Consider the following 12,787-nt stretch of genomic DNA (forward strand, 5'->3'; position numbering starts at 1 on the left):
CCTTCAAATATCGAAATGGATGGAGATCAAAATGTGGGAGCGGGCTTGCTCGCGAATGCGGTGTATCAGATAAAAAATCCTTATCTGGCACAGCGCATTCGCGAGCAAGCCCGCTCCCACAATGGGTCCGTGTACGGATTATTTTTTGTGTTGTTCTACGAACTGGCCGTACGCATCAATGAATTTCTGCAGAAACGGCTTGACCGATTCGCTCAGCTGGCCCGCCTCGTCAAACGCAGTGCCGGCCCCGCCCAGATAGGCTTCCGGCTGTTGCAGGCAGTGAATATCGAGAAAGACGAACGTCTGGCGCAGGTGCTGGTTGGCGCCGAAACCGCCGATGGCGCCTGGCGAGACGCTGATCACCGCGCCGGGCTTGCCGCTCCAGGCGCTCTTGCCGTATGGGCGGGAACCGACGTCGATGGCGTTCTTCAACGGCGCCGGGATCGAGCGGTTGTACTCGGGGGTAACAAAGAGCACCGCGTCGGATGACGCCACTTTCTGACGGAAAGTGCTGTAGGCTGCGGGCGGGGAATCGCCGTCGATGTCTTCGTTGTACAGCGGCAGATCACCGATTTCGACAATCTCCAGTTTGAGATTGGCCGGGGCCAGTTCCGCCAGGGCCAGGGCGACTTTACGATTGATCGATGCTTTGCGCAGGCTACCGACCACTACAGCGACGTTGTAGACATTGCTCATGGAAGACTCTCGAAGGTCCGTGGGAGGAGCCGGTAGTTATAGATGATCCGGTGACGATTCCACCAGCAGTCATTGGATTTTCCTGCGCGTGAAATATTTTTTTCCGGTAGGAAAACTTACCAAGCTTGACAGCGGTCTACCAAGCCGCAAATCAAGCGTTTTATCTCCAGAGGTTCTAAGCAGATGGCAGCAGTACTCGTCGGTCAGTTTCATGCAAGAGATGCGGAAGGCCGCGTTTATTCCGTGCATGAATTCCAGGAATCGAATCCGTCTGCAGACGGTTCCACTGGCTCGGAGCCCATTTACAGACTCGCTATTGGTGACCGTGTCAACAAAGTCAGCGAGAGCGAGTTTATCCTGGTTCAGTCAGGTATCACCCTGATTCGCGAACCTGAGCCGATCGCCGCTCAATAACCGACGGTTATGAGCAGAAGTCTTGAATGCAGACTTGGGGTAGGATTCAGCCTCTGACCCCACCTGCTGAACATGGACTTCACGCATGCGTTTACGCCATATCGAAGTGATTCATGCGCTCTTGCAGACCGGTCATCTGGGCACCGCCGCCGAATGGCTGCAATTGCCAGTGACCGAAATCGAAGAGCGCTTGCGCGAAGCCGAGAGCCAGTTGGGGTTCATGCTGTTCGCCAGCGTTCGCGGGCGCCTGCAATCGACCCCGGAAGCGCGGGCCTTGCAGGTAGAAATCGCGCACATTTATGAAGCGCTGGAACCGGTGCAGCGTCTGGCCAACAGCCTGAAACAATACCTCGCCCCGCCCTTGCGCATCATCGGCACCCCGCCGCTGACCCAACAACTCTTGCCTCAAAGCCTCGCCGCCCTGCGCCGACGTCTGCCCGACGCACCTTGCAGCCTGCTCAGTGCGCCGACCCGCGACATTATTCGCAGCCTGTTGTTGCGCGAAAGCGATCTGGGCCTGAGCCTGCACGACCCCGAGCATCCCGATATCGACTGCCAACCCCTGGCGCAGGGCAAGCTGCAATTGCTCGCGCCGCACGGCTGGCTGCAGCCGAAGCAGAAATATGTCTCTGTGCAGGATCTGGCCGGACAGTCCATGGTCGGCCTCGAAGGTCAGGATCCGTTGAGCCCGGCGCTGGAACACAAGCTCCAGGCCTTGCGCCCGGCACCCAGCGTCCAGATCCGCGTGCAAACCCACCAAATGATGCGCAGCATGGTCGAGGCTGGCGAAGGGCTGGCCATCGTCGACCCGTTCACCGCGTTAGGCGCGCGCGCCGGCGGGCTGGACGTCTGCCCGTTGTCGCCCGCCGTGCCGATCAGCCTATACGCCCTGACCTTCAAGCACGCCGTGCCGTCGGCAGCGATTCAGACGCTGCTGGGCATCGTCACGGAACAAGCCGAGGCGATGCTGTCGGGCTGAGCGGGTTTTCCAGCGGATTGTCGAACAGGCGATACCAGAACAAGGCCACTTCGGCGGTGTGCGGATCGATGCCGCGATAGCGCAACTGGTCGATACCACCCATCACGTAACCGCACCGCTCGTACAACCGACAGGCGCCGAGGTTGTTGTTCTGGGTTTCGAGCATGATGCCTGGGAGCTTCTTCTTGCGGCTCCAGAACTGCGCGACATCCAGCAACGCCTTGGCCACGCCGTGACGCCGCGCCGGGGCGTGAACCGCCAGTTCGTCGATGTGCGCAAAGCCGTTCCAGTTGGTGCTGATCACCAGGTGCCCGACCGGCTCATCGTCCAGCCAGGCCATGAAAATCGCACTGTCGGGCGCGTTGTGAAAGGCGCTGAATTCCTCCGGGTCGATCCCGTAGCATTTGCGGTACGGCACGATGGGCGTCACCGGCCACTGCTCGACCGGCTTGCCGATCTGCGCCGCGCCATACGCCGCGACCTCGAAACTGAAGTCACTGCCCCAGATATACGGCGCAAAGCCTTCGTCGGCGACACGCACCGACAACCCAGGGTATTTCGGATTCATGACCGGTTGCATACTGGGAAAAGTCCTCATTCCTTGACGCAGCCGACAGTGTCGACCTTGATGTCGCGATGGATGATCGCCAGCGTGAATTTCAAATCTCTGTACATGAAGCTCAGTGTCCTGAAGCGGCAGGTTTGCACCCGACCCGTGCACTCAGGGTAGTGGGTTGCAGCGGATGTGGCGAGGGTGGCCAGTTGGCTTCATCGATGGAAACCGCGGCGCGCTGGCAAGTACCGCTCAGTTTTCGTGGTGAGGGAGCTTGCTCCCGCAGGGATGCGGAGCAGCCCTTTGCTTACTTTCAGACAAACCGGATTCAGCGTGTTTGCGACTGCTTCGCAGCCGAGCGGGAGCAAGCTTCCTTGCCACAGCACCGTCTTACGCCTGAGCGTCAGCCTCGGCAATCTGCGTCCACAGCGCCGGCCCGCCGGCAGACTTGGCGATGATCTCCAGCCGCGCAAGGTGTGCGGCCAGTTCTTCCTCGGTGGCGCGAATGATTCGCGCGGGCTGGCGATCAGTCGGCAGGCGACGGATTTCCGTGGCCGAGTTATCTGCGCCCTCACCCGTGCCATTGCCGTCGGAGGCGTTGCCGGCCAGTGACAGGCTGGTCTGGCCGCCGGTCATGGTCAGGTAGACGTCGGCAAGAATCTCCGAGTCGAGCAAGGCGCCGTGCAGTTCCCGACCGGAGTTATCGACGCCATAGCGTTTGCACAACGCATCGAGGCTGTTGCGCTGCCCGGGGTGGCGTTCGCGGGCCATCATCAAGGTGTCGAGAATGGTGCAATGCTGGGTGATGTCAGCGCGGTCGTGCTGGCCCATCAAGGCGAATTCGTTGTTGATGAAGCCAACGTCGAACGCCGCGTTATGGATGATCAGCTGCGCGCCTTTGATGAACTCGAAGAATTCATCCGCGACCTCAGCAAAACGCGGCTTGCCGACGAGAAACTCGTTGGTGATGCCGTGAACGCCGATGGCGCCTTCGTCACTCTCGCGATCCGGTTGCAGGTAAACGTGAAAATGCCGGCCCGTCAGGCGCCGACCGATCAGTTCGACGCAACCGATTTCAATGATCCGGTGACCATCGGTCACCGGCATGCCGGTGGTTTCGGTATCGAGTACAACGGATCTGGTGGCCATCAGGTGCTCAGCTCTCAACGGGTCTATCGGGCAAAAACGCGGATGTTAACACGCTCGGCGGGGTGTTTCAGTCAGACCGAGGCGCGCCCTTCGCGAGCAAGCCCGCTCCCACATTGGAATGAATTCCAATCCAAGGAAGAAGCAGAATCGGATCTGGAATGCGTTTCCCTGTGGGAGCGAGCCTGCTCGCGAATGGGCGCGCCACTGTTTTTTCAGAAAAACTCAGCTCTGCTTGTACCCGCGAACCTCATCCACGCCACGGTTGGCCAACTGGTCGGCCCGCTCATTGCCGTGATGGCCAATGTGCCCGCGCACCCACTTCCAGGTGACTTTGTGGCGGTTGACCTGCTCGTCCAGCTCTTTCCACAAATCGGCGTTCTTCACTGGCTCTTTTGCGGCGGTTTTCCAGCCGCGCTTTTTCCAGTTCGCCATCCACTCGTTGATGCCCTTCATCACGTATTGCGAGTCGGTCACCAGCAGCACTTCGCACGGCCGCTTCAAGGCTTCGAGGCCACGGATGGCGCCGAGCAGTTCCATGCGGTTGTTGGTGGTGTTGGCTTCGCCGCCCCACAATTCCTTCTCGACGCCCTTGCACACCAGCAAAGCGCCCCAGCCGCCGGGGCCGGGATTGCCCTTGCAGGCGCCGTCGGTGAACAGTTCTACGGTGTCGACGCTTTCAACGCTTTCGCTCATGCCAGCCTTTCCAGAAAAATGCCTGTCTTGCCAATCACGGATCGACAATGACCGAGGCCGGGACAGGCCCGGCCACAAATAAAAGAGGGTTTACGGTTCGATGTGGCGACGATTGACCTTGGCCATCGGCAGCGGAATCAGCTTGCCCATCGGCTCGCGGCGCTCCTGGCGCAATGGCCTGAGTCCGACCACAATCTTGCGCGCGACCAATAAATAGAAACCGCCACCCGACAACTGCCAGCCACCGGCCTTGCGTTCCCAGCCGGCCAGACGGTTCTGCCACTTGGGCGACGCGAGCGGCGGACGATAGCATCCGAAGCGGCGTTTCTCCAGCGCGAAGCCCAGCAGATTCAGCCAGTCGGCAACCCGTGACGGCGAGATGCAGCGCGCCTTGCGCAGGGCGTCGTGGGCGAAGACATGACGCAGCCCCCAGGTGCTCCACGGATTGATGCCGATGATCAGCAAATGCCCGCCGGGCCGTACGCTGCTCGCCGCTTCACGCAACAAACCGTGGGGCGACAGGCAGAAATCCAGGCCATGCTGCATCACCACCACGTCGGCGGCGTGTTCGCTCAACGGCCAGGCCTGCTCCTCGCAGACAATCTCGACCCCCGGCAACGGCGCACCCAGGCGTACGTTGCGCTGCACCTGCGGCGCGGCCGGCGGGGTTTCGGCGGACGGGCCGTAATGCACCAGATAGCCGCCAAAGAACCTGCCCAGCTCGTCGTCGAGCATGCGCCGCTCTTCATCCAGCAGAAATTGCCCGAGCGGACCCGCCAGCCATTCACGGGCGGCGCTGATCAATGCCAGCCAGTCGGGATCGGCCTGAGCGAACGCTTTATCGGTCATGTCATTCTCCAACGCGCCAGGAACCTCTAAGATGCGCCAATGTTTTCCGCTTGGCGAATTCCGACGATGATACAGATCAGTGCCCTGCCCGCGTTCACCGATAACTACATCTGGTTGTTACAGGATCATCAGACCCAGCGCTGCGCAGTGGTCGATCCGGGCGATGCCGCCCCGGTGCAGGCATGGCTCGAGGCCCACCCGGGCTGGGCGTTGAGCGACATCCTGATCACCCACCATCATCATGATCACGTCGGCGGCGTCGAACGTCTGAAAGCGGCCAGCGGCGCGACCGTCTGCGGGCCGGCCAGCGAGCGCATACCCGGGCGCGACGTGGCGCTCAACGACAACGATACGGTCAATGTGCTCGGCTGGGACTTCGCCGTGTACGCGGTACCCGGTCACACCCTGGGACACATTGCCTATTACCACCACGGCCTGCTGTTCTGCGGTGACACCCTGTTCGCCGCCGGTTGCGGTCGGTTGTTCGAGGGCACGCCTGCACAAATGCACCACTCGCTCGACCGCCTCGCCGCCTTGCCTGAAGATACGCTGGTTTACTGCACCCATGAATACACCTTGAGCAACCTGAAGTTTGCCGCGGCGGTAGAACCGGGCAATCCGCACATTGCCGCTCGTCTGGAAAAAGTCATCCAGCAACGGCAGAACGGCGTCATGACCCTGCCCTCGACCCTGGCCCTGGAAAAGCTCACCAATCCGTTTTTACGCACTTCTGAAACATTGGTTACACAAAAAGTGGACGAACGGGAAGGCGCTCAAAACCGGGCGCCGAGTGAGGTATTTGCGGCATTGCGAGCATGGAAAGACACGTTCTGATGAGCGCACCGGCTACCGCGAAAATTCTCAATGGTTGACCGCAAGGGGTGCGCTTTCTAGAATCGCCCGACATTTTTGCCCGGAACTTACTTCCAGCCAATGTCGTCATCCATACGTAAGTCCGCCCAATCAGATGCATTGACCCGCCTGGCGCAAGCCATCGCGGTGGCTGTGTCCGCCACGCTGGCGGGCTGTTCCAGCCATGCTCCGCAGACTGAAGCGACGCATACGCCGAACATTGCTGCGCGAGCCAAGCAGAAGCCCATCTGGCTGACTGAAAAGCCCAGTCCACAGATTCCCCAGGACATCTGGGAACGCATGCGCCAGGGCTTCCAGTTGCAGGAAGGCCTTGGCGTGAACCCGCGCATCGAGCAGCAGCGCCTGTGGTTCGCCAGTAACCCCTCTTTCCTCGAGAATGCCGGCGAACGCGGCAGTCTCTATATTCATTACATCGTCGAACGCCTCGAAGAGCGCAACATGCCGCTGGAGCTGGCCTTGCTGCCAGTGATCGAGAGCGCCTACAACCCGATGGCCTATTCCCGGGCCAATGCGGTGGGCCTGTGGCAGTTCATTCCGTCCACCGGGCGTTACTTCAACCTGCGCCAGACCCGCTTCTACGATGGCCGTCGCGATATCACCGCCTCGACCACCGCGGCAATGGATTACCTGACCCGTCTGCACGATATGTTCAACGGCGACTGGCTGCTGGCCCTGGCAGCCTACAACGCCGGTGAAGGCACTGTCAGCCGCGCCATCGAGCGCAACGAGAAGCTCGGCCTGCCGACCGACTACTGGAACCTGCCGTTGCCGGCGGAAACCCAGGCGTACGTGCCGAAACTGCTGGCGCTGTCGCAAGTGGTGCTGGCGCCGGAAGCCTATGGTGTGAACCTCAACCCGATCGCCAACGAGCCTTATTTCCAGGTCGTCGAAATCAACCAGCGCATGGACCTGTCCAAGGTCGCTGCCGTGGCCAACATCGACGAAGACGAACTGTTCCAGCTCAACCCGGCGTTCAAGCAGCGCACCACCATCGACGGCCCGCAGCATTTGCTGGTGCCGACGTCGAAGGCGCAACTGCTCACCGCCAGCCTGCAGACCATGCGTCCGGACGAGCTGATCAGCCCGCGCTCGCTGAAGCCGGTGTTCGAAGGTGCCGATCCGTCCGAGGTTGCCCAGCTCAAGCGCGCTTATCGGGTCAAGCGTGGCGATAACCTGGGTTCCATCGCCAAGGCCAACAAGGTTGAAGTGAAAGACCTGCAACGCTGGAACAAGCTGACCGGCAAGAACCTCAAGGTCGGCCAGACCCTGGTCATGCAGGACAACACCCAGCGTGCACCGGCGCGCAAGTCCGGCCGGGTCAACACCGTGATCGCGGCCAACAGCAAGACCAAAGGCAAGGCCGAGAGCAAGCAGCAGACCCAATACAAGGTCAAGCGCGGCGACACCCTGTATGTGGTGGCCAAGCGGTTCAACGTCGAGATGCAACACCTCAAGCGCTGGAACCCGGGTGCGGGCAAGGCGTTGAAGCCTGGGCAGATGCTCACGGTGTATCAGCCGCATTGACAGAAAAGCCCCTGAGATTTCAGGGGCTTTTTATTGCCGATTGCTTTGTGCCAGGCGGAACACTGTGGCGAGGGGATTTATCCCCGCTGGGGCGCGCAGCGGCCCGTTTCTGCATCTTGAAGAAGGGACTGCTGCGCAGCCCAGCGGGGATAAATCCCCTCGCCACAGATAAATCCTCTCACCACAGGAACAAAATCGGCTCAACATCGTGTAGCGATTAACCCGGCATTAACCCACATCTTTTTCCTGTCCAGACAAGCTGTTACTGTACGGCCCACAAAGCCCGAGCCGCCTGGATCAGATCTGACTTGAAGCGTCCCCTCCTCCTGCTGCTGATCAGCCTGGCCTTGAGCTCACCCGCAAGCGCGACGATTACCGAGAGCCACGGTTATGCGCAATTCGGCACGCTCAAGTACCCGGCCAGATTTACCCACTTCGACTGGGTCAACCCGCAAGCGCCCAAGGGCGGCACCTTGCGGGTAATGGCGTTCGGCACCTTCGATACGGTCAACCCCTACACGTTCAAGGGCACCAGCCCGGTCACCACGGCGAATTTCCTCCAGTACGGCATCAACGAGCTGAACGAGCCGCTGATGGTTGGCACCGGGCAATATTCGCCCTCCGGCGATGAGCCGGCGTCCAGCTATGGCTTGATCGCGCAATCGGTGGAGTACAGCGAAGATCGCAGCTGGGTGGTGTTCAACCTGCGTCCCGAGGCGCGTTTTCACGACGGCACGCCGATTACCGCCTACGACGTGGCGTTTTCCTACCGCCTGCTGCTCAAAGACGGCCATCCGCTGTACCGCACCGCCCTGCAGGAAGTGCTGCGGGTCGACATTCTCAACAAACAGCGCATTCGCTTCGTGTTCAAGCGCTCGGGCAATCCGCTATTGATCCTGCGCCTGGGCGAGTTGCCGGTGCTGCCTCAGCATTACTGGAAGGATCGCGACTTCAAGGCCACCACCTTCGAGCCGCCGCTGGGCAGCGGGCCATATCGCATCACCTCGGTCACACCGGGACGCCAGTTGATTTTCGAACGGGTCAAGGATTACTGGGGCAAGGATTTGCCGGTCAATCGCGGCAAGTACAATTTCGATCGCATGGACGTCGAGTTCTACCGCGACAGCGACGTGGCCTTCGAAGCCTTCAAGGCCGGTGAGTTCGACATTTACATCGAGCATCAGGCCAAGAACTGGGTCAATGGTTACAACTTTCCGGCCATCCGCCGCGGCGAGGTGATCAAGGCGCAGATTCCTCATCGGATCCCGACCCAGAGTCAGGGCCTGTTCATGAACACTCGCCGCGCGACCTTTGCCGACGTCAAGACTCGCGAAGCGCTGGGTCTGATGTTCGATTTCGAGTGGACCAACCGCGCGTTGTTCAGCGATGCCTATAAACGCAGCACCAGTTACTACCCCAACAGCGAATTCAGTGCCAGCGGCCTGCCGGTCGGGCATGAATGGCTGATGCTCAAGCCGTACAAGGATCAGCTCCCGGCCAAGCTGTTCACCGAGCCGTTTACGCTGCCGCAGACCGACGGCCGTGGCATCCCGCGCGAAAGCATGCGCAAGGCGTTGGCACTGCTCGCCGAAGCCGGCTGGAAGCTCAACGGTCAACGCCTGCAAAACGCGCACGGCCAACCACTGCGCTTCGAGCTGTTGCTGGTCAACCCGAACCTGGAGCGCCTCTACCAGCCGTATATCGAAAATCTCAACAGCATCGGCATCGACGCGCGCCTGCGCACCGTCGATCGCGCGCAATACAAACAGCGCCTCGATCAATTCGACTTCGACATGGTCTCGATGACCCTCGGCCAGACCTTAAGCCCGGGTCTGGAGCAATGGCAGTACTTCCACTCCAGCCAGGTCGGGGTCAAGGGCAGCAAGAACTACGCGGGTATCGCCAATCCGGTGGTCGATCACCTGCTCGAACAGTTGCTCGCCGCGCGCACCCGCGACGAGCAGGTCGCCGCCGGCAAGGCGCTCGACCGTGTGCTGCTCTGGCAGCATTACAGCATTCCCAACTGGTACCTCAATTATCACCGTCTGGCCTACCGTAACCGGTTGGCCTTTGTCACCACGCCGCCCTATACCCTGGGCCTGAGCGCGTGGTGGCTGAAGTCTTCGGAGAAAGATCGATGAGCCCTATCCGCGCCCTGCTCGTGCAGGCCAGCGGCTTGCTGTTCGCCGGGCTGGCCTGTGCCGCCCCGCAACACGCCGTGACCCTGTATAACGAGCCACCGAAATACCCCGCCGATTTCAAGCATTTCGATTACGTGAACCCCGATGCGCCCAAGGGCGGCGTGTTCCGTCAGGCCGGGTTCGGCGGCTTCGACAGCCTCAATCCGTTCATCAGCAAAGGCGTGCCCGCCGATGACATCGGGCAAATCTACGACACCCTGACCAGGCACAGCCTCGACGAGCCGTTTACCGAATACGGCCTGATCGCCAGCAAGATCGAGAAAGCTTCGGACAACAGTTGGGTGCGCTTCTATCTGCGCCCCGAAGCGCGTTTCCATGACGGCCACCCGGTGCGCGCCGAGGACGTGGTGTTCAGCTTCCAGACACTGACCAAAGAAGGTTCGCCGATGTTTCGCGGCTATTACAGCGATGTCGCCGAAGCCGTCGCCGAAGACCCGCTCAAAGTCCTGTTCAAGTTCAAGCACAGCAACAACCGCGAACTGCCGCTCATCCTCGGTCAGTTGCCGGTCCTGCCGAAACACTGGTGGGCCAGTCGCGACTTCAACAAGGGCAATCTGGAAATCCCGCTGGGCAGCGGCCCGTACAAGGTCACCGAGGTGAAGGCCGGGCGTTCGGTGCGTTATGAGCGGGTCAAGGATTATTGGGGCAAGGACCTTCCGGTCAACCGTGGCTTCTACAACTTCGACACGATGACCACCGATTACTACCGCGACAATACCGTCGCTCTCGAAGCGTTGAAGGCCGGGCAGTTCGATTACTGGCTGGAAATGGCTGCAAAAAACTGGGCCAACGCCTATAACGTTCCCGCCGTCACCGAGGGCCGCTTGATCAAGGAGTTGATCCCCAACAGCAACCCGACCGGCATGCAGGGTTTCGTCTTCAACCTGCGCCGCCCGGTGTTTCAGGATGTGCGCGTGCGCCAGGCGCTCGGTCTGCTGTTCGATTTCGAATGGACCAACAAGCAACTGTTCAACGGCGCCTACGTGCGCACCCGCAGTTATTTCGAGAATTCGGAAATGGCCGCCACCGGCCTGCCCGACGCCGAGCAACGGGCGATCCTCGAGCCGTTCCGCAGCAAACTGCCGGCGCAGGTGTTCAGCGAAGCCTTTGAGAATCCGAAAACCGACGCCAGCGGCATGATCCGCGCCCAGCAACGCGAGGCCTACCAACTGCTGCAAGAGGCCGGCTGGAAGATTGTCGACGATAAGATGGTCGACGCCACCGGCAAACGGGTGGTGATTGAGTTTCTCCTCGCCCAGACCGAATTCGAACGCGTGCTGCTGCCGTTCAAACGCAACCTCAGCGACCTCGGTATCGATTTGGTGATCCGCCGCGTTGACGTTTCGCAGTACATCAACCGTGTGCGCTCGCGAGACTTCGACATGATGGTCGGCAGCTTCCCGCAGTCCAACTCACCCGGTAACGAGCAGCGCGAATACTGGATGAGCGCCGCCGCCGACAAATCCAGCAGCCGCAACAGCATGGGCCTGAAGGATCCGATCGTCGATCAACTGGTGGAAGACCTGATCAACGCCGACTCGCGCAAAAGTCTCGTGGCCCATGCCCGCGCGCTGGACCGCGTGCTTCAATGGGGCTATTACGTCGTGCCGAACTGGCACATCAAGAGCTGGCGCGTGGCGTACTGGAACCACATCGGCCACCCGAAAACCTCACCCAAATACGACATTGGCATCAACACCTGGTGGGTCAAGCCTGACGCCAAGCCTGCCGTAGAAGTCGAAACCCAACTGCAAGCCGACCCTGCGGGCACGGAGTAATCAGATGCTGGCGTATATTTTTCGGCGACTGCTGCTGATCATCCCGACCCTGTTCGGCATTCTGCTGATCAACTTCGTGATCATCCAGGCCGCGCCCGGCGGGCCGGTCGAGCAAATGATCGCCAAGCTTGAAGGCTTCGAAGGCGCCACCAGCCGCATTGCCGGCGGCGGTGCCGAGGTGGCGGTGGCAGGTTCCTCCTATCGCGGCGCGCAGGGGCTGGACCCGGCGCTGATCAAGGAAATCGAGCACATGTACGGGTTCGACAAATCGGCCCCGGAACGCCTGTGGATCATGGTCAAGAACTACGCGCAGCTGGATTTTGGCGACAGCTTCTTCCGCGACGCCAAGGTCATCGACCTGATCAAGGAGAAGATGCCGGTATCGATCTCGCTGGGGCTGTGGAGCACGCTGATCATGTACCTGGTGTCGATCCCGCTGGGGATCGCCAAGGCGACGCGGCACGGCAGCCACTTCGACGTCTGGACCAGTTCGGCGATCATCATCGGCTACGCGATCCCGGCGTTTCTGTTTGCCATCCTGCTGATCGTGGTGTTTGCCGGCGGCAGCTATCTGGACTGGTTTCCGCTGCGCGGCCTGACGTCGAACAACTTCGATGAGCTGAGCCTGAGTGGCAAGATCCTCGACTACTTCTGGCACTTGGCGCTGCCGGTGACCGCGCTGGTGATCGGCAACTTCGCGACCATGACCCTGCTGACCAAAAACAGCTTCCTCGATGAAATCAACAAACAGTACGTGGTCACCGCCAAAGCCAAAGGCCTGACCCGCCATCGCGTGCTGTACGGCCACGTGTTCCGCAACGCCATGCTGCTGGTGATTGCCGGTTTCCCTTCGGCCTTCATCGGCATTTTCTTTACCGGCTCGTTGCTGGTGGAAGTGATTTTCTCCCTCGACGGCCTCGGCCTGATGAGTTTTGAAGCGGCGATCAACCGCGACTACCCGGTGGTGTTCGGCACCCTGTTCATCTTCACCCTGCTCGGACTGGTGGTGAAACTGATCGGCGACCTCACCTACACCCTGGTCGATCCGCGCATCGACTTCGCAAGCCGGGAGCATTGA

12 protein-coding genes are annotated in these 12,787 nt (G+C 60.5%); 7 read left to right on the forward strand and 5 right to left on the reverse strand.

The window, feature by feature from the left end:
* Positions 1-138: 138 nt before the first annotated feature.
* Positions 139-696, reverse strand: coding sequence for an NAD(P)H-dependent oxidoreductase (locus HU765_RS15090; protein ID WP_186548018.1), 558 nt, complete (start codon positions 694-696; stop codon positions 139-141).
* Between the two features lie 183 nt (positions 697-879).
* Between HU765_RS15090 and HU765_RS15095 the strand changes: the two genes are divergently transcribed.
* On the forward strand, positions 880-1,110 hold the full coding sequence (locus tag HU765_RS15095; RefSeq protein WP_186621464.1) for a hypothetical protein: 231 nt from the start codon (positions 880-882) through the stop codon (positions 1,108-1,110).
* Between the two features lie 85 nt (positions 1,111-1,195).
* The gene (locus HU765_RS15100; RefSeq protein WP_186621465.1) at positions 1,196-2,089 is read left to right on the forward strand and encodes a LysR family transcriptional regulator; all 894 of its coding nucleotides are present in this window, start codon (positions 1,196-1,198) and stop codon (positions 2,087-2,089) included.
* Here HU765_RS15100 and HU765_RS15105 read toward each other — a convergent pair.
* The 4 genes from HU765_RS15105 to HU765_RS15120 all read right to left on the reverse strand — a co-directional run bounded on the left by HU765_RS15105 (position 2,055) and on the right by HU765_RS15120 (position 5,333).
* Positions 2,055-2,669, reverse strand: coding sequence for a GNAT family N-acetyltransferase (locus HU765_RS15105; protein WP_186548025.1), 615 nt, complete (start codon positions 2,667-2,669; stop codon positions 2,055-2,057). The genes HU765_RS15100 and HU765_RS15105 overlap by 35 nt on opposite strands.
* A 363-nt stretch (positions 2,670-3,032) precedes the next feature.
* Positions 3,033-3,791: a DNA polymerase III subunit epsilon gene (dnaQ, locus tag HU765_RS15110; RefSeq protein ID WP_186621466.1), complete on the reverse strand. Its 759-nt coding sequence runs from the start codon at positions 3,789-3,791 to the stop codon at positions 3,033-3,035.
* 222 nt (positions 3,792-4,013) lie between these two features.
* Entirely contained in the window at positions 4,014-4,484 is a 471-nt protein-coding gene (gene rnhA / locus HU765_RS15115; RefSeq protein WP_007910572.1) for a ribonuclease HI, read from the reverse strand.
* 90 nt (positions 4,485-4,574) lie between these two features.
* On the reverse strand, positions 4,575-5,333 hold the full coding sequence (locus HU765_RS15120) for a methyltransferase domain-containing protein (RefSeq protein WP_186548029.1): 759 nt from the start codon (positions 5,331-5,333) through the stop codon (positions 4,575-4,577).
* 66 nt (positions 5,334-5,399) lie between these two features.
* Between HU765_RS15120 and gloB the strand changes: the two genes are divergently transcribed.
* From gloB to HU765_RS15145, 5 genes are all read left to right on the forward strand, one after another.
* The gene (gloB, locus tag HU765_RS15125) at positions 5,400-6,167 is read left to right on the forward strand and encodes a hydroxyacylglutathione hydrolase (protein WP_186621467.1); all 768 of its coding nucleotides are present in this window, start codon (positions 5,400-5,402) and stop codon (positions 6,165-6,167) included.
* A 99-nt stretch (positions 6,168-6,266) separates the two neighbouring features.
* On the forward strand, positions 6,267-7,730 hold the full coding sequence (locus HU765_RS15130) for a transglycosylase SLT domain-containing protein (protein ID WP_186548033.1): 1,464 nt from the start codon (positions 6,267-6,269) through the stop codon (positions 7,728-7,730).
* 308 nt (positions 7,731-8,038) lie between these two features.
* The gene (locus HU765_RS15135; protein ID WP_186621468.1) at positions 8,039-9,871 is read left to right on the forward strand and encodes an extracellular solute-binding protein; all 1,833 of its coding nucleotides are present in this window, start codon (positions 8,039-8,041) and stop codon (positions 9,869-9,871) included.
* The gene (locus HU765_RS15140) at positions 9,868-11,709 is read left to right on the forward strand and encodes an extracellular solute-binding protein (RefSeq protein ID WP_186621469.1); all 1,842 of its coding nucleotides are present in this window, start codon (positions 9,868-9,870) and stop codon (positions 11,707-11,709) included. Before HU765_RS15135 ends, HU765_RS15140 begins: the two co-directional genes overlap by 4 nt.
* Before the next feature lie 4 nt (positions 11,710-11,713).
* Positions 11,714-12,787, forward strand: coding sequence for a microcin C ABC transporter permease YejB (locus tag HU765_RS15145; protein WP_186621470.1), 1,074 nt, complete (start codon positions 11,714-11,716; stop codon positions 12,785-12,787).

The organism is Pseudomonas sp. SWRI81 (genome assembly GCF_014268545.1).
In the GTDB taxonomy this organism is placed as follows: domain Bacteria; phylum Pseudomonadota; class Gammaproteobacteria; order Pseudomonadales; family Pseudomonadaceae; genus Aquipseudomonas; species Aquipseudomonas hamedanensis.